At 75.7% G+C, this 22,355-nt stretch carries 21 protein-coding genes and 1 pseudogene; 10 read left to right on the forward strand and 12 right to left on the reverse strand.

Annotation, left to right across the window (positions count from 1 at the left end; all coding sequences use genetic code 11):
• Both OMK64_RS21195 and OMK64_RS07245 read left to right on the forward strand, forming a co-directional pair.
• A pseudogene (locus OMK64_RS21195) lies at window positions 1-288 on the forward strand (hypothetical protein); the annotation flags it as partial.
• Between the two features lie 25 nt (window positions 289-313).
• The gene (locus OMK64_RS07245) at window positions 314-1,171 is read left to right on the forward strand and encodes a PAC2 family protein (RefSeq protein WP_272727407.1); all 858 of its coding nucleotides are present in this window, start codon (window positions 314-316) and stop codon (window positions 1,169-1,171) included.
• Between the two features lie 86 nt (window positions 1,172-1,257).
• Here OMK64_RS07245 and mshC read toward each other — a convergent pair whose 3' ends face one another.
• Window positions 1,258-2,514, reverse strand: a complete 1,257-nt coding sequence (mshC, locus tag OMK64_RS07250) for a cysteine--1-D-myo-inosityl 2-amino-2-deoxy-alpha-D-glucopyranoside ligase (protein ID WP_272727408.1) — start codon at window positions 2,512-2,514, stop codon at window positions 1,258-1,260.
• 57 nt (window positions 2,515-2,571) lie between these two features.
• On the opposite strand from mshC, the gene OMK64_RS07255 reads away from it, so the two are divergent.
• Window positions 2,572-3,582 (forward strand): magnesium and cobalt transport protein CorA, encoded by a 1,011-nt coding sequence (locus OMK64_RS07255; protein ID WP_272727409.1) that lies wholly within the window; start codon window positions 2,572-2,574, stop codon window positions 3,580-3,582.
• A 3-nt stretch (window positions 3,583-3,585) separates the two neighbouring features.
• Here the strand turns inward: OMK64_RS07255 and OMK64_RS07260 are convergent, their stop codons facing one another.
• A complete protein-coding gene (locus tag OMK64_RS07260; protein WP_272727490.1) occupies window positions 3,586-4,473 on the reverse strand; it encodes an undecaprenyl-diphosphate phosphatase in 888 nt (295 codons plus the stop codon).
• 77 nt (window positions 4,474-4,550) lie between these two features.
• Between OMK64_RS07260 and OMK64_RS07265 the strand changes: the two genes are divergently transcribed.
• On the forward strand, window positions 4,551-5,513 hold the full coding sequence (locus OMK64_RS07265) for an aldo/keto reductase (protein WP_272727410.1): 963 nt from the start codon (window positions 4,551-4,553) through the stop codon (window positions 5,511-5,513).
• Between the two features lie 54 nt (window positions 5,514-5,567).
• Here OMK64_RS07265 and OMK64_RS07270 read toward each other — a convergent pair whose 3' ends face one another.
• Window positions 5,568-5,879 carry a primosomal protein gene (locus tag OMK64_RS07270; protein ID WP_272727411.1) on the reverse strand — a complete coding sequence of 104 codons (312 nt, stop codon included), beginning with the start codon at window positions 5,877-5,879 and terminating at the stop codon, window positions 5,568-5,570.
• 101 nt (window positions 5,880-5,980) lie between these two features.
• Between OMK64_RS07270 and OMK64_RS07275 the strand changes: the two genes are divergently transcribed.
• Window positions 5,981-6,229, forward strand: a complete 249-nt coding sequence (locus OMK64_RS07275; RefSeq protein WP_168678011.1) for a DUF5703 family protein — start codon at window positions 5,981-5,983, stop codon at window positions 6,227-6,229.
• Between the two features lie 42 nt (window positions 6,230-6,271).
• Here the strand turns inward: OMK64_RS07275 and OMK64_RS07280 are convergent, their stop codons facing one another.
• Window positions 6,272-7,621, reverse strand: coding sequence for a M20/M25/M40 family metallo-hydrolase (locus OMK64_RS07280; RefSeq protein ID WP_272727412.1), 1,350 nt, complete (start codon window positions 7,619-7,621; stop codon window positions 6,272-6,274).
• 111 nt (window positions 7,622-7,732) lie between these two features.
• On the opposite strand from OMK64_RS07280, the gene OMK64_RS07285 reads away from it, so the two are divergent.
• Complete coding sequence (locus OMK64_RS07285; RefSeq protein ID WP_272727413.1) at window positions 7,733-8,137, forward strand: VOC family protein; 405 nt, start codon at window positions 7,733-7,735, stop codon at window positions 8,135-8,137.
• Between the two features lie 78 nt (window positions 8,138-8,215).
• Here the strand turns inward: OMK64_RS07285 and OMK64_RS07290 are convergent, their stop codons facing one another.
• The 3 genes from OMK64_RS07290 to ald are packed head-to-tail and all read right to left on the reverse strand — an operon-like array spanning window position 8,216 to window position 12,512.
• Window positions 8,216-10,300 (reverse strand): M3 family metallopeptidase, encoded by a 2,085-nt coding sequence (locus tag OMK64_RS07290; protein ID WP_272727414.1) that lies wholly within the window; start codon window positions 10,298-10,300, stop codon window positions 8,216-8,218.
• An 8-nt stretch (window positions 10,301-10,308) separates the two neighbouring features.
• On the reverse strand, window positions 10,309-11,334 hold the full coding sequence (locus OMK64_RS07295; protein WP_272727415.1) for an NAD-dependent epimerase/dehydratase family protein: 1,026 nt from the start codon (window positions 11,332-11,334) through the stop codon (window positions 10,309-10,311).
• 56 nt (window positions 11,335-11,390) lie between these two features.
• Entirely contained in the window at window positions 11,391-12,512 is a 1,122-nt protein-coding gene (gene ald, locus OMK64_RS07300; RefSeq protein WP_272727416.1) for an alanine dehydrogenase, read from the reverse strand.
• Between the two features lie 157 nt (window positions 12,513-12,669).
• On the opposite strand from ald, the gene OMK64_RS07305 reads away from it, so the two are divergent.
• The 4 genes from OMK64_RS07305 (at window position 12,670) to OMK64_RS07320 (ending at window position 16,986) form a co-directional block, all read left to right on the forward strand.
• Complete coding sequence (locus OMK64_RS07305) at window positions 12,670-13,455, forward strand: fructosamine kinase family protein (RefSeq protein WP_272727417.1); 786 nt, start codon at window positions 12,670-12,672, stop codon at window positions 13,453-13,455.
• Between the two features lie 139 nt (window positions 13,456-13,594).
• Complete coding sequence (locus tag OMK64_RS21045; RefSeq protein ID WP_272727418.1) at window positions 13,595-14,671, forward strand: matrixin family metalloprotease; 1,077 nt, start codon at window positions 13,595-13,597, stop codon at window positions 14,669-14,671.
• Complete coding sequence (locus tag OMK64_RS07315; protein WP_272727419.1) at window positions 14,646-15,407, forward strand: alpha/beta fold hydrolase; 762 nt, start codon at window positions 14,646-14,648, stop codon at window positions 15,405-15,407. The genes OMK64_RS21045 and OMK64_RS07315 overlap by 26 nt, the downstream gene beginning before the upstream one ends.
• 46 nt (window positions 15,408-15,453) lie before the next feature.
• Window positions 15,454-16,986, forward strand: coding sequence for an ATP-dependent DNA ligase (locus OMK64_RS07320; protein ID WP_272727420.1), 1,533 nt, complete (start codon window positions 15,454-15,456; stop codon window positions 16,984-16,986).
• A 16-nt stretch (window positions 16,987-17,002) separates the two neighbouring features.
• Here OMK64_RS07320 and OMK64_RS07325 read toward each other — a convergent pair whose 3' ends face one another.
• The 5 genes from OMK64_RS07325 to OMK64_RS07345 all read right to left on the reverse strand — a co-directional run bounded on the left by OMK64_RS07325 (window position 17,003) and on the right by OMK64_RS07345 (window position 22,283).
• Complete coding sequence (locus OMK64_RS07325; protein ID WP_272727421.1) at window positions 17,003-17,641, reverse strand: response regulator; 639 nt, start codon at window positions 17,639-17,641, stop codon at window positions 17,003-17,005.
• Window positions 17,638-19,143, reverse strand: a complete 1,506-nt coding sequence (locus OMK64_RS21050; RefSeq protein WP_272727422.1) for a sensor histidine kinase — start codon at window positions 19,141-19,143, stop codon at window positions 17,638-17,640. The genes OMK64_RS07325 and OMK64_RS21050 overlap by 4 nt, the downstream gene beginning before the upstream one ends.
• Before the next feature lie 158 nt (window positions 19,144-19,301).
• A complete protein-coding gene (locus tag OMK64_RS07335) occupies window positions 19,302-19,805 on the reverse strand; it encodes a hypothetical protein (protein ID WP_272727423.1) in 504 nt (167 codons plus the stop codon).
• 124 nt (window positions 19,806-19,929) lie between these two features.
• Window positions 19,930-20,820 (reverse strand): universal stress protein, encoded by an 891-nt coding sequence (locus tag OMK64_RS07340; RefSeq protein WP_272727424.1) that lies wholly within the window; start codon window positions 20,818-20,820, stop codon window positions 19,930-19,932.
• On the reverse strand, window positions 20,817-22,283 hold the full coding sequence (locus tag OMK64_RS07345; protein ID WP_272727425.1) for an APC family permease: 1,467 nt from the start codon (window positions 22,281-22,283) through the stop codon (window positions 20,817-20,819). Before OMK64_RS07345 ends, OMK64_RS07340 begins: the two co-directional genes overlap by 4 nt.
• Between the last annotated feature and the right edge of the window lie 72 nt (window positions 22,284-22,355).

The raw sequence follows: 22,355 nt of genomic DNA on the forward strand, positions 1-22,355 counted from the left end.
GTCAACCGGCCCGTGGTGGGCGTCGGGCCGCACGGGCGGCGCGAGATCACGTGGCCGACGACGTCGGTCGCGGTCGTCGATACGCCGCGCTCCGGCCGCCGCGTCGTGCTGGTGCACGGCATCGAGCTCGTCGAGGCGCACGGCGGCGTGTGGACGCACGAGGACGGCGCCGCGATGGTCGGCAACCCCATGTCGGTCGCCGTCGTCGCGCTGCAGGCGCGGGGGGTCGACCTGTCCGCGGAGGAGATCGCGAGGCGCGCCCGGCCGCGCGTCCCGTCGGGGCGGTGAGGACGAGCCGTCCTACGCTGGGCAGATGAGTGAGCACGCACCCGCGGACCTCCCGGACGACGAGCCGGTCATGCTCGCCGCGTTCGAGGGCTGGAACGACGCGGGCTCGGCGGCCACCCACGCGCTGCAGCACCTGCACGAGGCGTGGGGCGCGGAGCAGGTCGACGAGCTCGACCCCGAGGAGTACCACGACTTCCAGGTCAACCGGCCCGTGGTGGGCGTCGGGCCGCACGGGCGGCGCGAGATCACGTGGCCGACGACGTCGGTCGCGGTCGTCGAGACGCCGCGCTCCGGCCGCCGCGTCGTGCTGGTGCACGGCATCGAGCCGTCGATGCGCTGGCGGCGGTACTGCGCGGAGCTCCTCGACATCGCGGCCGGGCTCGGGGTGCGGACGGTCGTGACCGTCGGGGCGCTGCTCGCGGACGTGCCGCACACGCGGCCCATCCCCGTGAACGCGACGAGCGAGGACGCGGACCTGCGCGACGCCGTGGGCCTCGAGCCGAACACGTACGAGGGTCCGACGGGCATCGTGGGCGTGCTGCAGCACGAGGCCGCGGCCCGCGGGATGCAGGCGCTGTCCCTGTGGGCGGCGGTCCCCCACTACGTCGCGCACCCGCCGTCGCCCAAGGCGACGCTCGCGATCCTGCACCGCGTGGAGCAGCTCCTCGGCGAGCCCGTGCCGCTGGGCGAGCTGCCCGACGACGCGGCCGCCTGGCAGGACGGGGTCGACGAGCTCGCGGGCGAGGACAACGAGATCGGCGAGTACGTCCGTCAGCTCGAGGAGGCCAAGGACACGGCCGACCTGCCCGAGGCGAGCGGCGAGGCGATCGCGCGCGAGTTCGAGCGCTACCTGCGCCGGCGGGACAAGGGCACGGGCGGCTGACCGCCGGCACGGGCGGACGACGTGCCGGCGTCAACCTCGGCTGAGCCGTCGGGGCGACCGCCCAAGCGGACGCTGCGGACCGAGGGTCAGAGCCGGACGCCGAGCAGCGCGTCGACCGCGCGGGCGACGAGCCCCGGGGCACCCTCGACGGGCTCGTGGTCGCCGTGCAGCGCCGTCTTGACCCACGCGTCCACGACCGCGAGCGCCTGCGGGGTGTCGAGGTCGTCCGCGACGGCGGCCCGCAGGCCGGCGATCGTCGACGCCGCGTCGGGGCCGCCGTTGCCGGACAGGGCCCGCCGCCACCGCGCGAGCCGCTCCTGCGCCTCGACGAGGCCCGCGTCGGTCCAGTCCCAGTCGTCGGAGTACCGGTGCGCGAGGATCGCGAGCCGCACGGCCATCGGGTCGACGCCCGCGGCGCGCAGCGCGGACACGAGCACGAGGTTGCCGCGCGACTTGCTCATCTTCTCGCCGTCGAGCCCGACCATGCCGGTGTGCACGTGCACGCGCGCGCCGTGGCCCGCGTCGAGCAGGCGCGCGTGCGAGGTGCTCATCTCGTGGTGCGGGAACCGCAGGTCGGAGCCGCCGCCCTCGACGTCGAACGGCAGGCCGAGCGAGTCGCGCGCGATCACGGCGCACTCGATGTGCCAACCGGGTCGCCCGCGCCCGAGGGTGCCGCCGTCCCACGCGGGTTCGCCCGCCCGCTCGCGGCGCCACAGCAGCGGGTCGAGCGGGTGGCGCTTGCCCGCGCGCTCGGGGTCGCCGCCGCGCTCGGCGGACAGCGCGAGCATCTCGTCGAGCCCGAGGGACGCGACGGTGCCGAAGGAGCCGTCGACGGAGAGGTCGGCGTAGACGTCGCCCGGGCCGTCGTCGACCGCGTCGGGCGTGGGGACGGTGTAGGCGGCGCCGCGCTCGACGAGGGCGACGACCGCGTCGACGACCGCCGGGATCGACTCGACGACGCCCGTCCAGGCGTCAGGCGGGACGACGCCGAGCGCCGTCATGTCCTCCGCGTAGAGGGCGATCTGGTCGTCGGCGAGCTCGCGCCAGTGGACGTCCGTCGCGGTCGCGCGCTCGAGCAGCGGGTCGTCGACGTCGGTGACGTTCGACGCGTACCGCACGTCCTGCCCCGCGTCGCGCCACGCGCGGCCGAGCACGTCAAACGCGACGTAGGTCGCGGCGTGGCCGAGGTGGGTCGCGTCGTACGGGGTGATGCCGCACACGTAGAGGGTCGCGGTGGGGCCGGGCGCGGCGACGACGCGCTCGCCGGTCGACGAGTCGCGGACGACGACGGGCCCGCCCCGTCCGGGGAGCCGAGGGATCTGCGGGGCCGGCCAGGTGAGCACGGGCGGCAGCCTAACCGTCGGGACGCACGCGACCGGGCGGGGGACCACAATGCAGCCGTGGACGACCTCGCCGGTACGGCTCCCGGCACGACCCCCGCCGACGCCTCACCGACCGCCCGCGCAGCCGACGTCCGCGCGCTCGACCGGGGCGCCACGTGGGTGCTGGTGCACGACCCGGCGGACCTCGCGACGGCCGCCGAGCAGCACGGCGTCGGGGACGACGCGGTCGCGGTCATGCGGCTCAAGGGGCTCGGGAGCCGCCCGCCCCAGCCGGACCGTCCGGTGCGTGCGCGCATCGACCGGACGGCGGACGGGACGCTGCTCGTGACGGCACCGACGCTGTCGTTCGACCCGGGCACGCGGCAGGTCAGCACGGGCTCGCTCCTGCTGGTGGTCGCCGAGCACGTGGTGCTCACGGCGGAGACCGGCACCGCCGACGTCGTCGGCCGGACCGCGGCACGGCTCGGCGCGGGACCACGCCCGCTCGACGAGGGGGTGCGGCAGGTCCTCGCCGGTGCGCTGCTCACGCTCGTCGCGACCGCCGGTGACGTCGAGGTCGAGCTGGGCGACGCGGTCGTCGCGACCGAGTCGGTCGTGTTCGCGGCCGCGCCGACGGGCGACCCGGTGCAGCGCATCTACGACCTCAAGCGCGAGATCGCGGAGGCACGGCGGGCGCTCGGCCCGGTGACGTCGGTCCTGGCGGAGCTCGTCGCGGACGCGGCCGACGAGGCGGCCGGCGCCGGGGGGCGGACGCAGCGGTGGCTGCGTCGCGTCCAGACCACGGCGGACCGCGTGGACGAGCACCTGGACGCGCACGACCGGCTGCTGGGCGACATGCTCTCGGCGCACCTGTCGCGCGTGTCGGTCCGGCAGAACGAGGACATGCGCAAGATCTCGGCCTGGGCGGCCATCGCGGCCGTGCCCACGCTGGTCGCGGGGATCTACGGCATGAACTTCCGGTACATGCCCGAGCTCACGTGGACGTACGGCTACCCGGCGGTCCTGGTCGGCATGGGCGTCGTGTGCTGGGTGCTGCACCGCGCCTTCCGCCGGTCCGGGTGGCTGTGAGCGTCAGGGCGTCGCGGCGGGCATCGGGTCGAGCACGCCCGTGAGCAGCAGCAGCACGACGAGCGCGGCCAGGCCGAGGCGGTAGACGACGAACGGCGTGTAGCTGAACGTCGAGACGATCTTGAGGAACACGATGATGACGAGGTACCCGACGACGAACGCGACGAGCGTCGCGAGCAGCGTGGCCCCGAAGCCCGCGGTGCCGGGCGACGCGTCCCCCGCGAGCGCCTTGGCGAGCTGGTAGAGGCCCGAGCCGAACACCGCCGGGATGGCGAGCAGGAACGAGTACCGCGCGGCGGCCTCGCGCGTGTAGCCCATGAGGAGCCCGCCCGTGATGGTGCCGCCCGAGCGGGAGACGCCGGGCACGAGCGCGAGGGCCTGCCACAGGCCGAACTTGAGCGCGTCGCGTGGCGTGAGCTCCTCGAGCGTGCGCCGGTGCGCGCCGCGCCGGTCCGCCCACCCGAGGACGAGCGCGAACCCGGCGAGGGTCAGGACGATGAGCCACAGGTTGCGGAACGCGTGCTCGATCGAGTCCTGGAACAGCAGGCCGAGGACCACGATGGGGACCGAGCCGAGCGCGATGAACCACGCCATGAGCGCGTCGTGGTCCGACGGCTCCCCCGCGGGCATGCCCAGGCGGGCGCGCAGGTCGGTGCCGCGGTCGCCGCGCACGTGCCGCCACCAGGAGGTGCAGATCCGCGCGATGTCGCGGCGGAAGTAGAGCAGCACGGCCGACTCGGTGCCGAGCTGCGTGATCGCGGTGAAGGTGGCGCCCGGGTCGCCGCTGCCGAGCAGGTCGCCGACGATCCGCAGGTGCGCGCTCGACGACACCGGCAGGAACTCCGTCAGACCCTGGACCAGCCCCAGGAAGATCGCCTCACCTGCACCCATCGCGTCAGCCACGAGGCGCAACGATAGCCGCGGAGCCTCCCCCGACGGGCACGTGCGCGACGTTAGGGTGGCGCACCATGGAACAGCTCCACCTCGGTCGCACGGGTCTGCGGGTGTCCCGGCTCGGCCTCGGGACCATGACGTGGAGCCGCGACACCGACGAGCACGAGGCGTCGGAGCAGCTGCGCGACTTCGTCGACGCGGGCGGCACGCTGCTCGACACGTCGGCGTCGTACGCGGACGGCGGCGCGGAGGAGCTCATCGGCAGCCTGCTGGGCGACGTGGTGCCGCGCGACGAGGTGGTCCTGTGCACCAAGGCGGGCGTGCGCCGCACGTCGGCCGGCGGCGTGGTCGACGCGTCGCGCGGCGGACTGCTGGACTCCCTCGACGCGTCCCTGCGTCGCCTGCGCACCGACCACGTGGACCTCTGGCTCGTGCAGACGCCCGACCCGCGGACCCCGCTCGACGAGACGGCGACGGCGCTGCGGCTCGCCGTGAGCAGCGGGCGCGCCCGGTACGTGGGCCTCGCGAACCACGCGGGCTGGCAGGTCGCCCGCGTCGCGTCGCTGCTCGAGCGCGATCCGGGGCTCGCGGCGGTCGAGGTCGAGTACTCGCTGCTGCAGCGGGGCGTCGAGCGGGAGGTCGTGCCCGCGGCCGCCGCGCTCGGGCTGGGCGTGCTCGCGTGGTCGCCGCTCGGGCGCGGCGTGCTGACCGGGAAGTACCGCCGCACGATCCCTGCCGACTCGCGCGCCGCGTCGCCGCACCTCGCGGGCTTCGTGGAGCCGTACCTGTCGCGCGAGGCGGCGTCCGTCGTCGAGGCCGTCGCGACCGCCGCGTCGGGGCTCGAGCGGCTGCCGCTCGAGGTCGCGCTCGCGTGGCTGACCGGGCGGCCGGGGGTCAGCTCCGCGGTGGTCGGTGCCCGGACGGCGGCGCAGCTAAGGGCGTCGCTCGGCGCGCTCGACCTCGAGCTCCCCGAGGAGCTGCGACGCGCGCTCGACGAGGTCAGCTCGCCCGAGGTCGGCTACCCCGAGCGGTTCTGACGTCGCCGACCGCGAGATCCGCGTCGCGTCGTCCGGTCCCGCCGGCGCCGGTCGTCAGCGGGTGCCGAGACCCGTCGGCTCGTCCGCGAGGTCGTCCGCGTCGTCGTACTCGTCGTCCTCCTCGGCCGACCAGTCGTCGTCCTCCTCGTCGTCCTCGTCGTCCTCCTCCTCGGCGAGGTAGAACGGGGTGGCCTCGCCGTGGACCGTGCCGAGGGCGTCGTCGTAGACCTCGAAGGCGTCCGCCAGGACGTCGTACGCGTCGTCGACCGCCGGGTCGTCCTCGCCCTTGCGGGAGACGACGGCGTTGTAGTGGGCCTCGAGGGCTGCGATCAGGCGGTCCAGCGCGGCACGCGGGTCGACGGTCATGCGACGACCGTAGCGCCGCGCGGGGCACAATGGCACCGCGTAGGGTCTTTCGGCACGAGGTCGGACGAGGCGACGCACGAGCAGTCGGGACGGGGTGGCGGATGGCAGTCGGGCGCACCGGGACGAAGCGTGACGCATGGGTCGCCCAGGGCGGCCAGTACGAGTACCGGGTCCTCACCCTTCCGCGCACGACCAGCCGCAACGACGCACGTCGGCTGCTCACCGAGCAGGCCGAGTACGGCCGCTGGGAGCTCGCCCGCACGGTCCTGTACGCGGGCGGCGAGCGGCGTGTGTGGCTCCGCCGCAAGATCATCCGCGTGCGCAGCACCCTCACGGGGTTCGAGGACTGAGATCCGCCCGACCGCGCCGTGGCCGCTGCGCCCGGGAGGCGGTCAGCAGGTCCGCAGCAGCCGGTCGAGCACGCGCGTGCCGAACCGCAGCGCGTCCACCGGGACCCGCTCGTCGACGCCGTGGAACATGCCCGAGAAGTCGAGGTCGACGGGCAGCCGCAGCGGCGCGAACCCGTAGCCCGTGATGCCGAGACGGGACAGCGACTTGTTGTCCGTGCCGCCCGACAGCGTGTACGGCAGGACGGTCGCGCCCGGGTCCTCCGCGAGCAGCGCGTCGACCATCGCGTCGACGAGGTCACCCGAGAAGGGCACCTCGAGCGCGGTGTCGTGGTGGATCCGCTCGATCTGCACGTGCTCGCCCGCGAGCGCGGTGACGGTCTCGACGAACTCGTCCTCGAACCCCGGCAGGAAGCGGCCGTCGATCGTCGCCTCGGCGCGGCCGGGGATGACGTTCGCCTTGTAGCCGGCCTCGAGCTGGGTGGGGTTCGTGGTGTGCCGCAGCGTCGCGCCGACGAACCGCGACGCCGGCCCGAGCGCGGCGACGAGCCGGTCGACGCCCTCCGGGTCCTCGGGGTCGAACGGCAGGCCGGTGAGGTCGGCGACGCCCTCGAGCAGCGCACGCACCGTCGGCGTCGGCTGCAGGGGCCACGGGTGGCGACCGATCCGGGCGACGGCCTCCGCGAGGTGCGTCACCGCGTTGTCGGTGTTGACCTGGCTGCCGTGGCCCGCGCGGCCGTCGGCGACGAGGCGCAGCCACGACAGGCCCTTCTCGGCGGTCTGCAGCAGGTACGCGCGCCGGCCGTCGACGTCGACCGAGAAGCCGCCGACCTCGGAGATCGCCTCGGTCGCGCCCGCGAACAGCTCGGGCCGGTGGTCGACCGCCCAGCGCGCGCCGTACGTGCCGCCCGCCTCCTCGTCGGCGAACATCGCGACGACGACGTCGCGCGCCGGGCGGCGGCCCTCACGGACCATCTGCCGGACGACCGCGAGGATCATCGCGTCCATGTCCTTCATGTCGACGGCGCCACGTCCCCACACGAGCCCGTCGGCCTCGACCGCCTCGAAGGGGTCGACCGACCAGTCGGCGGCGCGCGCCGGCACGACGTCGAGGTGGCCGTGCAGGACCAGCGCCGGGCGCGAGGAGTCCTCGCCCTCGAGCCGGACGACGACGTTGGCGCGCCCGGGCGCGCTCTCGAACAGCTCGGGCTCCAGGCCGACCTCGGTCAGCAGCCCCATGACGTGCTCGGCCGCCGCGCGCTCCCCCGGGCCCGTGCGGTCTCCGTAGTTCGACGTGTCGAACCGGATGAGGTCGCGGCAGATCCCGACGACCTCGTCCTGGGCGTCCGGGACGGACGCGGGCGTGCGGGCGGGGTCGGAGGTCGTGTCGGGCATACGGCCACCGTACCTGGCCCGGTGGGACGCCGACCGGGGCCGGCCGCCCTGCCCACGGACCGGACACCGTGGGTCCTTGGCGTCGGCGGGGGCCGGTGGGACCGTGGTGGCGTGACCGACGACACCCCCACGACGCTGCACGCGTACCTCAGCTACGCCGACGCACCCGCGGCGATCGACTGGCTCGTCGCGCTCGGGTTCGCGGTAACCACGCGGCAGGACGGCGAGGGCGGCGCCGTGCAGCACGCCGAGCTGCGCCTCGGCGACGCGGTCGTCATGGTCGCGAGCGACGACGCCGCCTACACCGTCGCCCCGCTCGTGGGCGTCTCGACCGGGGCAGGGGTCTACCTGTGCGCGGCCGACGTCGACGACCTGCACCGGCGGGCCGTCGCCGCGGGCGGCACGTCCGTGATCGCGCCCGAGGACACCGCGTGGGGCTCGCGGCGGGCGCGCGTGCTCGACGTCGGTGGGCGCGAGTGGTCGTTCGGGACGTACGCGCCCGGCCGCGCGTGGTGAGACCGGCGGCCGATCGACCGCGAGCGTGACGCAGACCCGTCGACGCACGTGCGCGTCGGCGGGCCTGCGTCGACGGCGTCAGACGGCGCCGGCCGCGAGGAGGCCGCGACGGGCGAGCAGCGGTGCGATGTCCGCGTCGCGGCCGCGCAGGTCGCGGAACGACGCGAGCGGGTCGCGCGAGCCGCCGCGCGACAGCAGCCGCTCGCGGAACACGTCGCCGTTCTCACGGCGCAGACCGCCGTTCTCGCGGAACCACTCGACGGTGTCGGCGTCGAGGACCTCCGACCAGATGTAGGAGTAGTACCCGGCCGAGTAGCCGCTCGCGAAGACGTGGTTGAAGTACGTCGTCCGGTAGCGGGGCGGCACCGGGGCGAAGTCGACGCCTGCCGCCGCGAGCGCGGCCGCCTCGAACGGCTCCACCTCGGCGGGGTCGGTCGGCACGTCCTCGGGGGCGAGCCGGTACCAGGCCTGGTCCAGCAGTGCCGCGGCCAGGTACTCGGTGGTCGCGAAGCCCTCGCCGTCCTGGCGGGCGTCGAGAAGGGTCTGCACCCAGTCGGCGGGCATCGGCTCGCCCGTCTCGTGGTGCACCGCGTACGACGCGAGGACCTGCGGCTCCCACGCCCACATCTCGTTGACCTGCGACGGGTACTCGACGAAGTCGCGCGGCACCTCGGTGCCCGACTGCGACGGGAACCGTACGACCGACAGCAGGCCGTGCAGCGCGTGGCCGAACTCGTGGAACAGCGTGATGACCTCGTCCCAGGCGAGGAGCGTCGGCTCGCCCGGCGGCGGCTTGGGGATGTTGAGGTTGTTCACGACGACGGGCGGGTGGTCGAGCAGCGTCGACTGGTCGACGAGGTTGTTCATCCACGCGCCACCGCGCTTCGAGCCGCGCGTCCAGAAGTCGCCCAGGAACAGGCCCAGGCCCGAGCCGTCGGCGTCGAACACCTCGAACACGCGCACGTCGGGGTGGTAGCCGGCGAGGTCGTGCCGCTCGGCGAACGTGAGCCCGTAGAGCGCGGTCGCGGCGCGGAACACACCGTCGGTGAGCACGCGCTCGAGGTCGAGGTAGGGGCGCAGACGGGCGTCGTCGAGCGCGCGCCGCTCCTGGCGGACCTGCTCGGCGTAGTACGCCCAGTCCCACGGCTCGAGGGTCGCGCCCGGGTGGTCGCGCTCGAGCGCCTCCTGCAGCGCGGCGGCCTCCTCGCGTGCGTTGGCGACGGCGACGGGTGCGAGCCGGCCGAGCAGGTCGGCGACGGCGTCGGCGGACCCCGCGGTCGCGTCCTGCGCGACGTAGTCGGCGTGGTGCTCGTACCCGAGCAGCCGCGCCTTCTCGGCGCGCAGCCGCGCGAGGCCGAGCAGCGCCGGACGCGTGTCGTGCGCACCGCCCGCACCACGGGTGAGCGACGCGCGCATGATGCGCTCGCGCAGGCCGCGGTCGCGCAGGACGGCGAGCGGCGTCTGCTGGGTCGGGAGCTGCAGCTCGACGAGCCACGCGCCGTCGTGGCCGCGCTCGGTCGCGGCGTGCGCGGCGGCGGCACGGGCGTCGTCGGACAGGCCGTCGAGCTCGGCCTCGTCCGTGACCAGCACGGCGGCCTCGTTGGTCGCCGCGAGCAGCTCGCGGCCGAACGTCGCGTCGAGCGCGCTGATCTCGGCGTTGAGGTCGCGCAGCCGTGCCTGGGCCGCGTCGTCGAGGCGGACGCCCGCGCGCACGAACGCCGTGTGCGTCCGGTGCAGCAGCCAGGCCGCGTCCTCGGGGAGGTCGAGCGCGCCGGCCGCGGCCTGCTCGACGAGCGTCTCGACGCGCGCGAACAGGCGCCGGTCCAGGTAGATCGCGTCGCGGTGGGCGGCCAGCAGCGGCGCCACCTCCTCCTCGACCGCGTCGAGGCCCGCGGTCGAGTCGCTGCTCGCCTGGTTGTAGAACGCGACAGCTGCGCGGTGCAGCAACCGGCCGGCGCGCTCGAGCGCGACGAGCGTGTTCTCGACGGTCGGCTCGGCCGGGTCGGTCGCGATCGCCTCGACCTCCGCGCGGTGCTCCGCCATCCCGGCGAGCAGCGCGGGACGGTAGTGCTCCTCGCGGATCGCGGTGTAGTCGGGCAGGCCGTAGGGCAGCGTCGAGGGCGACGCGAAGGGGTTGGTCGCGTCGAGGGAGTCGTCGGTCATGCCGGTCATCATGACCGACGGTCGGCCAGGTACGCGTCCTCGGCGGCGTAGTCGAAGAAGTCGCCCATCGCCTCCATCCGCACGAACCCGGGGAACGCGTCGCGCCAGTCGCGCCGCGACGCCTCGTCGACGAGCCAGTGGATCGCCGCGGGCGCCGTCGCGGCGTACCCGCCGGGGGCGACGTGCCCGAGCTCGCGCTGCGCCCGCCGCATGTCGAGCACCAGGTCGTGCGGCACCGACCACGGCGTCAGGCCGAGGTTGCCCCGCGGTGGGCCGGCGAACGTCACGGTCGCCGACTCCGCGCCCAGCGTCGCGTCGACGACGCGGGCGATCTCGGCGACCGTCGGGGCGTCCGGGTCGGCGGCGTTGAGGACGCGGTCGCCGGGCTGCGCGGCGGCGAGGCGCACGAGGTCGGCGAGCACCGACGTCGCAACCGTCTGGAAGCGGCTCGTGCCGTCGTACGCGAGGACCCGCACGTCGCGTCCGTCGAGGACCCGCCGCACGAACGTCCACTCGCGCGGCTGGACGCAGCCCGGCCCGTGGATCGCCGCGGCGCGCAGCGCGGTCGTCGGGACGTCGGAGTCGAGCCACGCGCGCTCGAGCGCGACCTTGCCCGTCGCGTACGTGTCCCGGCCCGCCTCGACCGTCGGCTGCGACTCGTCCAGGGGCACCGGGAACGTGCCGAACTTGTCCGTCTCGAACCCGTCGCCCGACGCGTCCACGTAGACCGCCGCGCTGGACACGACGACGGCCGAGCCGATGCGGTCGCGGCGTGCCAGGAGGGCCGCCGCGTCGCGGTCGTCGTACCCGACGACGTCCACGACGACGTCGACGCCGTCCGCGAGCGCCCGGTCGAGCACGTCCGCGTCGTGGCGGTCCCCGACGACGCTCGTCGCACCCCACGCCTCGACGGTCGCAGCGTCCTGCCGGCCGCCGCGCGACAGCACGCGCACCCTCCACCCGTCCGCGACCAGCACGGGCACGACGGCCCGCCCGACCTGACCCGTGCCTCCGACGACGAGAGCGGTGCGCATGCGCCGACGCTAGGCCGTGCCGCCCGTGACCGGCCAGGGGCCCCGGCGCGGTCCGCTCAGGGCAGACGGACGACCTGCGCGGGGTCCTGCGCGGGGTAGCCGTGCGCCTGCGCGACCGCGTCGTTGAGCAGGGCGCCCGCGTGCGTCGTCAGGCCGAGCGCGAGCGCCGGGTCCGCCGCGGCGGCCTGCTGCCACCCGAGCGCGGCGAGCGCTGTGACGTACGGCAGCGTGACGTTCGTCAGGGCACGCGTCGACGTCACGGGGACCGCGCCCGGCATGTTCGCGACGCAGTAGAAGAGCGTGTCGTGCACGCGGAACGTCGGGTCGTCGTGCGTCGTGGGCCGGGTGTCCTCGAAGCAGCCGCCCTGGTCGACCGCGACGTCGACGAGCACCGCGCCGGCGTGCATGCGCGACACGAGCTCGTTCGTCACGAGGCGCGGCGCGCGGGCGCCCGGGACCAGCACGGCCCCGACGACGAGGTCGGCGTCCGTGAGCTCGCGCTCGAGCGTCCACGGGGACGACGCGAGCGTGCGGACGCGCCCGCCGAACGCCGCGTCGACCTCGCGCAGGCGCGGCATCGACACGTCGAGGACCGTGACGTCGGCCCGCATGCCGACCGCGATCTCCGCGGCGTGCGACCCCACGACTCCCGCACCCAGGATCACGACCTTCGCCGCGTCGACGCCCGGCACGCCGCCGAGCAGCAGCCCGCGGCCGCCCGCGTTCCGCATGAGGTGGTACGCGCCGACCTGTGTCGCGAGCCGTCCCGCGACCTCCGACATGGGGGCGAGCAGCGGCAGCGAGCCGTCGGCCAGCTGGACCGTCTCGTAGGCGATAGCCGTCGTCCCGGCGGCGAGGAGCGCGTCGGTGCCGGGGCGGTCGGCGGCGAGGTGCAGGTAGGTGAACAGCACCAGCCCGTCGCGCAGCCGGTGGTACTCCTCGGCGACGGGCTCCTTGACCTTGCACACCAGGTCGGCGCCGCCCCACACGTCGTCGGCGTCGGGCAGCAGCGTCGCGCCCGCCGCGCGGTACTCGTCGTCGGGGATCTGGGAGCCGAGGCCCGCACCGGTCTCGACGAGCACGGTGTGCCCGTCACGGACCAGCTGGTGCACGCCCGCGGGCGTCATCGCCACGCGGTACTCGCGGTTCTTCACCTCGCGCGGAACCCCGACCCGCATGGTCCGTCCTCCCGTCGACCGCGCGACCGGTGCCGCGCGCCTCCCGCCAGTCTCGCCGGGGGCGCGCGCGCCGTCGCGGCGAACCGTGCGCGCCGCGGCGCGCCGGGGTGCCGGGCCCCCGTACGTGCGCCAGGGTGGGTGCGCGGGAGGTGGGGACGTGCGCGACGGCCTGACGGCGACGACGTTCCGCAAGCGGCGCGACGACGCGCCCGCGGGGTTCTTCCGGTGCGAGGCGGCGGGTCTGGCGTGGTTGCGCGCCGCACGGGCCGTGCCCGTGGTCGAGGTGCTCGACGTCGACGAGCGCGGCCTGACGCTCGAACGGCTCGTGCCCGTGCCGCCGGCCCGCGACGACGCCCGCGCGTTCGGCCGTGGTCTCGCGCTGCTGCACGACGCGGGCGCCGACGCGTTCGGCGTGCCGCCCCCGGGGTGGGAGGGCGACGGCTTCTTCGGTCCGCTCGACGCCCCGCTGCGCATGCCGGCCGGACGCTTCGCACGCTGGGGCGAGTTCCTCGCCGCATGCCGGGTCGTCCCCGTCACGCGGGCGCTCGTCGACGCCGGGGTCGTCGACGACGTCGTCGCGCGCGGGCTCGACCGGCTCGCGGCGCGGTTGGCCTCCGGGGACCTGGACGACGACGACCGACCGGCGCGCCTGCACGGTGACCTGTGGAGCGGGAACGTCGTGTGGACCGCCGCGGGCGCGACGCTCGTCGACCCGGCGGCGCACGGGGGCCACCGCGAGACGGACCTCGCGATGCTCCGGCTGTTCGGGCTCCGCCACCTCGACGACGTCCTCGACGGCTACGACGAGGTGCACCCCCGACGGGCGGGCGACGCCGACCGCGCCGGGCTGCACCAGGTCCACCCCGTCGCCGTGCACGCGCTGCTGTTCGGCGGCGGCTACGTCGGCCACCTCGCGGCGCTCGTGCGGCGGTGGGGACGGTGACGCGCGGGTGCCGGGCGCGTTGCGCGGACCGGGTGACGGGCGCGGTGCGGGCACGGCCGGGCCGTGCGGCGTGTGGGATCCTCGGCGGACCGGCCGCACCGCGGCGGGACCGGTCGGCCGGCGACGGGGAGGACGGCACGTGAGCGCACGCGACGCCGCCGCGCCCCCGACGTGGGTGCCGGCGCCCGTCGGCCCGCGCGCGCACGCCCCTTCGGCGGCGGGGGCTGCGTTCCCCGACTCGGGCGTGCCCGCGTCGTTCCCGCCCCACCGGGCCGACGTCGCCCCGCTCCCCGCCTCCTTCGCACCGTACGACGGCGGTGGCACGCCCCTCACCGCACCGCCGCCCGACCCGGCGACCGCCTGGAGCGGACCACGCCCGGGCGCGTGGGCCGGGGGCGGGCCGCCCCTGCCGCCGAGCCTCGGACCCGTCGCCGTCGGCGGGCACCGCCGCGGACGGACCTCGTTCCTCGTCGTCGCCGCGGTGGTGGTCGCGACCCTCGTCAGCGGTGCGGCGTGGTGGGTCAACGACCAGGTGGCGCGCCTGTCGCCGCCCGCCGGGTTCGAGGAGGCGGCGCTCCCGCTCGGCACTCCCCCGCTCGCGTCGGCGCTCGATGCCGGCCCGCACACCTTCACCGCGATGCAGCCCGACGGCTCCGGTCCCGTCGCGTACAGCCCGTGCCGGCCGATCCACTACGTCGTGCGGCCCGACGGCGCACCGCCCGGTGGGGACGTCCTCATCCGCACCGCGGTCCAGCGCGTCTCGGAGGCGACCGGCCTGCGGTTCGTCGAGGACGGCACCACGACCGAGGGCCCGACCGCGGACCGTCCCGCGTACCAGCCCGACCGGTACGGACGCCGCTGGGCGCCCGTGCTGTTCACGTGGTCGGACGCGCAGGAGACACCCGGCCTCGCGGGCGACGTCGCCGGCACCGGCGGGTCGGCGTCCGTGACCGTCGACGGGCTGTCCGTCTACGTCACGGGCGAGGTCACCCTCGACACCGCGGAGCTCGCGCCGCTCGTCGCCACGGGCGACGGCACCGCGGTCGCGATCGGCGTCGTGACGCACGAGCTCGCCCACGTCGTCGGCCTCGGCCACGTCGACGACCCGACGCAGCTCATGTACCCGAGCACGAACCTCACCGTGACCTCGTTCGCCGCCGGGGACCGCGCCGGGCTCGCGACGCTCGGACGTGGGGCCTGCGCGCCGAACGTGTGACCCTCCCCGGGAAATCCCAGGAACGACAGGTACTCTCCCGCGGAGCACACCCCCCGAGGAGCCCGTCATCCGCCCCATCGTCTTCGTCCACGGCACGCGCACGTCGTCCGCGATCTGGCACCACCAGCTCGACGCGCTGACGCGGTCGGGCCACCCGACGCTCGCCCTGGACCTGCCCGGCCACGGCTCGCGTGCGCACGAACGGTTCACGCTCGAGGGCGCGATCCGCGCGATCGACGACGCCGTCGCGTCCTTCACGGTCGCGCCCCTGCTCGTCGGCCTGTCGCTCGGCGGGTACGCGAGCCTCGCCTACGCGCGGCGGAACGAGCACAAGCTCGCCGGCGTCGTGCTCGCGGGCTGCTCGACGGAGATCAAGGGCAAGCCGCTGCTCGCCTACCGCTCCGCCTCCGGGGCCGTGACGCGCGCGCTGCGGATCGGCGGCGGGACGTGGCACGTGGTCCAGGACATGCTCTCCGCGATGTCCGGGTACTCCCCGCTCGCCGACCTGCGCCGCGTGCGGCTGCCCGTCTGGGTCGTCAACGGTGCGCGCGACCCGCTGCGCCTCGACGAGCGCCGCTACCTCACCGCCCGGCCCGGCACGCGTCTACGGGTCGTGCCGCGCGCGGGCCACGACGTGAACTCCCACGCGCCCGTCGCGTTCAACCGTCTGCTGCTCGACGCGCTGCACGAGCTGCGGATGCCCGACCGCGCGCTCTCGCCCGCCGTCGTCCTCTGACGCCTGCGCGGGTGCCGGTGTCGGCGCCCGGCGGCAGGATGCGGACATGCTGCTCGCCGACGTCGCCACGACGTCCCTCGCCGTCGCCGCCACCCGCTCGCGCCTCGCCAAGCGCGCGCTGCTCGCCGACGTGCTGCGCCGCGCCGAGCCGTCCGACGTGCCCGTGGTCGCCCGCTACCTCGCGGGTGAGCTGCGCCAGCGCCGCACCGGGCTCGGCTGGCGGTCGCTCGCGTCGCTGCCCGCGCCGGCCGCCTCCCCCACGCTGACCGTCGCCGAGGTCGACGCCGCGTTCGAGACCATGGCCGGGCTCCAGGGCGCCGGGTCGACCACCGAGCGCACCCGTCTGGCGGCGGAGCTGTTCGCCGCGGCGACCTCCGACGAGCAGACGCTCCTGCGCGGCCTGGTGTCCGGCGAGCTCCGCCAGGGGGCGCTCGACGCGCTGCTGCTCGACGCGGTCGCCGAGGCCGCGGCGGTGCCGCCCGAGACGGTCCGGCGTGCCGCGATGCTCACCGGGTCGACGGAGACGGTCGCCGCTGCCGCGCTCGGAGCGTCCGACCCCGACGCGGCGCGGGCGGCGCTCGACGCGTTCAGGCTCACCGTCGGGACGCCGGTGCGGCCCATGCTCGCGCAGTCCGCCGCCGACGTCGCCGAGGCCGTCGCGTCGCTCGGGCCCGGCGAGGTCGTCGTCGACACGAAGCTCGACGGCATCCGCATCCAGGTGCACCGCCGCGACGACGACGTGCGCGTCTACACGCGCTCCCTCGACGACCTCACGTCCCGCGTCCCCGAGATCGTCGAGGCCGTGCGCACCCTGCCCGCGTCCACGCTCGTGCTCGACGGCGAGGCGCTCGTCGTCGACGACGCCGGCCGGCCCGTGCCGTTCCAGGACACCGCCGCGCGCACCGCCACGCGCGACGCCGACGTCGCGGCCGTCACGCGGCTCACGCCGTTCTTCTTCGACGCCCTGCACGTCGACGGGCGCGACCTGCTCGACGCCCCGCTCGTCGAGCGGCTCGCCGCCCTCGACGCGCTCGGCGCCACCGGCGTCCCCCGCCTCGTCACCGCGGACGCCGCCGCCGCGCATGACTGGTTCACGTCCGTCGTCGCCGCCGGGCAGGAGGGCGTCGTCGTCAAGGCCGCGCAGGCGCCCTACGAGGCCGGGCGGCGCGGCGCCGCGTGGGTCAAGGTCAAGCCGCGGCACACCCTCGACCTCGTCGTGCTCGCCGTCGAGCGCGGCTCCGGACGGCGGCAGGGCATGCTGTCGAACATCCACCTCGGCGCGCGCGACGGGCACGGCGGGTTCGTCATGCTCGGCAAGACCTTCAAGGGCATGACCGACGAGACGCTCGCGTGGCAGACGCAGCGCTTCCGCGAGCTCGAGGTGTCCGACGACGGCTGGACCGTGACCGTCCGCCCCGAGCAGGTCGTCGAGATCGCGTTCGACGGCGTCCAGCGCTCGACCCGCTACCCGGGCGGCGTCGCGCTGCGCTTCGCGCGCGTGCTGCGCTACCGCGACGACAAGCCCGCGTCCGAGGCCGACACGATCGACGCGGTCCGGGCGCTCGCCGCGGGGTCGTGACGTCTCCGCAGCCGGGTCAGTCCGGGAGGTGCTCGCGGGCCCAGAGGGCGGCGCTCGTGCGGTCGCCGACGCCGATCTGGCGGAAGACGTTGCCGACGTGGACCTTGACCGTGCGCTCCGAGATGCCGAGCGCGCGGGCGACCTGCTTGTTCGCCATGCCCTGCGCGACGAGCCGCAGCACCTGGCGCTCGCGCGCGCTCAGCCGGTCGGCGGGTGACGCCGTGGCGGCGGGGCCGCCCGGCAGGAGGGTGCGGGCGACCCGCGGGTCGAGCGGCGCGTAGCCCTGCGCGGCGGAACGGACGGCGGCGACCAGGTCGCGCGGCTCGCAGTCCTTGAGCAGGTAGCCGACCGCCCCGGCGGCGAGCGCGTCGCCGACCCGGGCGGCGTCGGAGAAGGACGTGAGGACGACGACGTGCACGTCGGGCTGCGTGGCGGCGATGCGGCGTGTGGCCTCGACGCCGTCGAGGACCGGCATCGACAGGTCCATGAGCACGACGCGCGGGCCGAGGGCGCGCGCGAGGGCCACGGCCTCCTCGCCGTCGGCGGCCTGGCCGACGACGCGCAGCCCGTCGGCGGCGTCGACGAGCGTCGCGAGGCCGGACCGCACGAGGTGGTGGTCGTCGACGAGCAGGACGGTCACGTCGTCGTCGGTCATGCGTCCTCGCTCCTGTCGGTGGCGGAGACGGGCGCGCCGGTGCGCTCCGCGTCGACCTCGTCCACGTCCCAGCCGTCCGTGCCCAGCCCGTCCGTGCCCAGCCCGTCCGTGACCAGCCCGTCCGTGCGTGCCGTCAGGCGCCAGCGGCAGCCCGTGCCGGGCGCCGACGCGACCTCGAGGCGGGCACCGGCGGACGACGCGAGGTCGGCGAGCAGGCGCAGGCCGAGGTGGCCCTCGGGCGGGCGCGCGAGGGTCGCGGCGACGTCGAAGCCGACGCCGTCGTCGGCGACCTCGAGCACGACCGTCCCGTCTCCGCGGCGGAGCACGACGTCGACGTGCCGGGCGCCGGAGTGCGCGACCGCGTTGCGCAGCGTCTCCTGCGCGACGCGGTGGACGAGCCGCTCGACGGGTGCGGGCAGGCCCTCGGCGACGCCGTCGGGCGCGTCGAGCCGCACGTCGACGCCGCGCACGGCGAGCCCGCCGACCAGATCCGCGAGCGCCGCGCGCAGCCCTGCGGTGCGCAGGCTCGCGGGGTAGATGTCGACGAGGAGCGAGCGCAGGCCCTGGATGCTCGCGCGCACGGTCGCGGCGGCGTCGCGGACGGGGGTGGCGACGTCGGGGGCGCCTGCGCGGTCGGCCCGGTCGGCGGCGCCGGCGAGCGCGAAGGACGCGGCGGCGAGCTCCTGGACGACGCCGTCGTGCAGCGTCCCGGCGATGCGGCGGCGCTCCTCGTCGGACGCCTCGACCGCGTGCTGGAGGAGCACCTCGCGGTGCTGCTGGGAGCGGCGGAGCCGGTCGAGCAGCGTCCACAGGACGGGGAGCATGAGCACGACCAGCACGAGCAGGCTGGTGAGCGTGATGCCCGCGAACCCGCGCCACAGGGCCGTCGAGCGCTCGGTCACGGCGTCGTAGCGCGAGTACGTCTCGAACAGCAGGGGCGTGCCGTCGGGCGTCCACACCGGGCGGTAGACCTCGAGCAGCTTGCCCTGACCGCGCTCGAAGGCGTTCTCGGGCTTGTCGAGGTCGCTGACCTCGGCCTCGGTCGCGGGGTCGGCGAGGACCGCGCGCTCGTCGTCGCCGAGGGGGAACCGCTGCCCGACCAGGCGGTCCTCGTCGGAGTAGACGATGCGGCCGTCGGCGTCCCAGACCTTCACGCGGACGACCTGGTCGTCGAGGACACCGTCGCGCACGGCCTGGTCGAGCGCCGCGAGCGCGTCGGGGTCGCCAGTGGCGAGGCCGTCGCGCAGTGCGGGCTGGACGACGGCCTCGGCGAGGAGGTCGGTGCGTCGGGCGGCGTCGTTGACGGACTCCCGCTCGGCGATCTGGCGGCTGGCCGTGAGGCCGAGCACCGCGACGAGGACCAGCACCAGCCCGGCGGCGGCGACGACCTGGCCGAACACGCGCCAGGTCCGGACGGGCCTCGGCTCGCCCGCGGCGCCCGCGCCGCCTCCCGCCGCCAGGGTGGTCCACGCGACGGTCGTCGGGTCGTCGGTGGGGCGCACGGCACTCACCCTAGGTGTGGGCGCGGCGGCGCCGGTCCGCGCCGCGGTCGGGGTCGCCCGTCCGCGCGCCGCACCGCCCGACGGACCCGTGGAGGTCCGTGCGGGCCGCGCGGCCGACCGGTGCGCCCGGGCGCGGTCGTCGTGCTCGCCGGCCACGGTCAGTCGTCGCCGCCGTGGTCGTCGCCCGCGTCGTGGCCGGGACCGTCGTCGTGCCCGCCGCGGCCGGAGCCGGAGTCGTCGCCGCCGGACCGGTGGCCCGAGTCGTCGCTCTCGGACCGGTGGCCGGAGTCGTCCGTCCCGGTGGCACCGCCCGTGGTCGTCGTGCCGTTGACGTCGCGGTCGTCGCCGGGCTCGGTCCGCAGGTCGCGGTCGAGCGCGCCGCCGTGGTCGTCGGGGGTGCTGCTCGGCGAGGAGGAGGCGCTGGGCGACGCCTCGGGCGTGCTCGACGGCGACGCGGAGGGCGTCGCGGAGGGCGTGGCGTCGCGGTCGTCGCCCGGCTCGGTGCGGGCGTCGCGGTCGGTGCGGCCGTCGTCGAGGAGGACGGCGTGCGCGGGCGGCTCGACGGCGACGGAGGGCGTGAGGCTCGCGTTGCCGACCAGTCCCGCGACGGCGGGGACGGCGGCGACGACGGCGGCTGCGGAGAAGAGGACCGCGCGCTTCATGGTGTGCTCCTGGGGTCGGTGGTCGGACAGCCACCTTTCTCCCGCGTCGGCGTGGGCCCCCACCATCGGACGATGGGACTAGTACCCGCCTCCGACCGCGGCGTCCCCGGTGCCCGACGGGCCCTCAGGAGGGTGGCGTCGTGCCGCGCGGGACGACCAGGACGGGGACGGGCGAGTGCCGGACGAGCTTGGTCGCGCGCGTCCCCAGGAACACCGCGCGCAGGGCGCCGGCGCTCGACGACCCGACGATGAGCAGCTCGTTCGGCTGCCAGTCGAGCCGGTCCATCGCGTCGGCCCAGCTGGTCCCGACGGGCGCGACGGTCTCGACGTCGGGGCCGAGGCCGAGCGCGCGCTGCGCGTCGAGCATCTGGTCGCGCCACTGCGCGGACACCTCGGCCTCGACGTCGAAGCCGACCTCCGGCGGGTACATCGTCGGGGTGCGCACGCCGAACGACGCGACGCGCAGCCCGACGTCGATCGAGCGCGTGAGCGCGGCCGCCCACCGCACGGACTCCTCCCCCGCGGCGCCCGGTCCGAACGCGGCGGTGAGGCGTCGGACGGGCACGTCGAGCGGTCCGGCGCCGGGGACCGTCGCAGCGCGGTAGCCCCGGGGGGCGAGCGCGACGGGCACGCGCGACGAGTGCAGCAGGTAGTCCGCGGTCGACCCGACGACGACGTGACCGAGCCCGCCGTCGGGCGACGAGCCGAGGACGAGCGCGGTCGCGTCCGACTCGACGGCGACCTGCACGAGGGCCCGGGCGACGGACCGCGCGGGGACGGTCACGAACTCGACCTGCATCCCCGACGCGCGCTCCGCAGCCCAGGCCCGGGCGGCGTCCTGCGCGCGGGCGAGCCGCTCGTCGCCCGCGGGGCCCTCCTCGCGCGGCGGCACGACGGTCGCGACCACGAGCACGAAGACCCCGGAGCGCTCGGGCAGCGTGCGGGCCAGGTTCGCCCCGAGCTCGAGCGCGCTGCGCGCGTCCCCGAACGGCTGGGCGCCCACGACGATGGTCATCGCACGCGCCCGTCGTCGACGGGCAGACCGGCCTCGACCGCCCGGTTGAGGAGCGAGTGGTGGCGGCCCCACAGCAGGTAGAACGCGAGCGCGACGGCCAGCCAGAGCAGGAACCAGGCGTAGGTGAACCACTGCAGGCCGGACAGGATGTAGACGCACGCCGCGATCGCGAGGACCGGGGTCACGGGGTAGCCGGGCACGCGGAAGCCGCGCGGCAGGTCGGGGCGCGACCGCCGGAGCACGATCACGCCGACGGACACGACGATGAATGCGACCAGCGTGCCGATCGACACGAGGTCCCACAGATTCGACAGCGGCACGAAACCGGCCAGGAGCGCGACGACGCACGCCACGATCACGGTGTTCTGCACGGGCGTGTGCGTGCGGGGGTTCACGCGGGCGAACGCGCGCGGGAGGAGGCCGTCGCGGCCGATCGCGAACAGGATGCGCGTCTGCCCGTAGAGCGTCACGAGGGTCACGGAGAAGATCGAGACGACCGCGCCGGCCGACAGCACCGTGCCGGGCCACGTGGTGCCCGTGACGTCCTGCAGCAGACGCGCAAGGCCCGCCTCGGCCTGCTCGGCGTCGGAGAACGCCTGCCACGGCTGCGCACCGAGGGCGGACACCGCGACGAGCAGGTAGATCGTCGTGACGATCGCGAGCGCGCCGAGGATCGCGCGCGGCATCGAGTGCTGCGGGTCGCGCACCTCGTCGCCCGCCGTGGACACCGCGTCGAGGCCGATGAACGTGAAGAAGATCGTGCCCGCCGCCATCGTGATGCCCGTGACGCCGTTCGGCGCGAAGTCGGCGAAGTGGTCGGCGTCGAACGCGGTGAACGCGACGACGACGAACAGGCCGAGCACGGCGAGCTTGACGACGACCATGATCGCGTTGACGCGCGCCGACTCGCTCGCCCCGCGGACCAGCAGGAGCGCGCACAGCGCGACGAGCACGATCGCGGGCAGGTTGACGACACCGGGGTCGGCGTCGAACGGTCCGGCCGACAGGACCGCGGGCACGGTGAACCCGAACAGGTTGTCGAGGAGCTGGTTGAGGTAGCCGCTCCAGCCGACCGAGACCGCGGCCGTCGACACGCCGTACTCCAGCAGCAGGCACGCCGCGACGCCGACCGCGACCACCTCGCCGAGCGTCGCGTACGCGTACGAGTACGTCGACCCCGAGACAGGCACCGCGGAGGCCATCTCCGCGTACGACAGCGCCGACAGCCCTGCCGCGATCCCCGCGAGGACGAACGACACGACCACGGCAGGACCGGCGTCGGGCACCGCCTCGTGCATGACGAAGAAGACGCCGGTGCCGACCGTGGCACCGACGCCGAACATCATGAGCCCGAACGTGCCGAGCGAGCGTCGCAGCCCCTCGGACGACTCGCGCGTGGCGCGGGTGACCGGCTTGCGCCGCCACAGCTGGGCCCGCAGCGCGTGCTGCTGGGTCGTCGTCATGCGCGTCTCCCCCGGTCCGAGGCCTGCCACGGTACGGAGCACGGCCCCCCGCGGCAACGGCTGCCGACCAGG

Origin of the sequence: Cellulomonas fimi (assembly GCF_028527925.1) — a bacterium.
GTDB classification, from domain to species: Bacteria; Actinomycetota; Actinomycetes; order Actinomycetales; family Cellulomonadaceae; genus Cellulomonas; species Cellulomonas fimi_C.

What these genes read in the sequence shown, in the direction of transcription:
- OMK64_RS07275 (WP_168678011.1), top strand. Translation starts at nt 5,981, where the DNA reads ATGGCAGTCGGGCGCACCGGGACGAAGCGTGACGCATGGGTCGCCCAG.
- OMK64_RS07295 (WP_272727415.1), bottom strand. Translation starts at nt 11,334, where the DNA reads ATGCGCACCGCTCTCGTCGTCGGAGGCACGGGTCAGGTCGGGCGGGCC.
- OMK64_RS07340 (WP_272727424.1), bottom strand. Translation starts at nt 20,820, where the DNA reads ATGACCATCGTCGTGGGCGCCCAGCCGTTCGGGGACGCGCGCAGCGCG.
- OMK64_RS07270 (WP_272727411.1), bottom strand. Translation starts at nt 5,879, where the DNA reads ATGACCGTCGACCCGCGTGCCGCGCTGGACCGCCTGATCGCAGCCCTC.
- OMK64_RS07345 (WP_272727425.1), bottom strand. Translation starts at nt 22,283, where the DNA reads ATGACGACGACCCAGCAGCACGCGCTGCGGGCCCAGCTGTGGCGGCGC.
- OMK64_RS07260 (WP_272727490.1), bottom strand. Translation starts at nt 4,473, where the DNA reads ATGGGTGCAGGTGAGGCGATCTTCCTGGGGCTGGTCCAGGGTCTGACG.
- OMK64_RS07325 (WP_272727421.1), bottom strand. Translation starts at nt 17,641, where the DNA reads ATGACCGACGACGACGTGACCGTCCTGCTCGTCGACGACCACCACCTC.
- OMK64_RS07320 (WP_272727420.1), top strand. Translation starts at nt 15,454, where the DNA reads ATGCTGCTCGCCGACGTCGCCACGACGTCCCTCGCCGTCGCCGCCACC.
- OMK64_RS07335 (WP_272727423.1), bottom strand. Translation starts at nt 19,805, where the DNA reads ATGAAGCGCGCGGTCCTCTTCTCCGCAGCCGCCGTCGTCGCCGCCGTC.
- OMK64_RS07280 (WP_272727412.1), bottom strand. Translation starts at nt 7,621, where the DNA reads ATGCCCGACACGACCTCCGACCCCGCCCGCACGCCCGCGTCCGTCCCG.
- OMK64_RS07290 (WP_272727414.1), bottom strand. Translation starts at nt 10,300, where the DNA reads ATGACCGACGACTCCCTCGACGCGACCAACCCCTTCGCGTCGCCCTCG.
- ald (WP_272727416.1), bottom strand. Translation starts at nt 12,512, where the DNA reads ATGCGGGTCGGGGTTCCGCGCGAGGTGAAGAACCGCGAGTACCGCGTG.
- OMK64_RS07245 (WP_272727407.1), top strand. Translation starts at nt 314, where the DNA reads ATGAGTGAGCACGCACCCGCGGACCTCCCGGACGACGAGCCGGTCATG.
- OMK64_RS07265 (WP_272727410.1), top strand. Translation starts at nt 4,551, where the DNA reads ATGGAACAGCTCCACCTCGGTCGCACGGGTCTGCGGGTGTCCCGGCTC.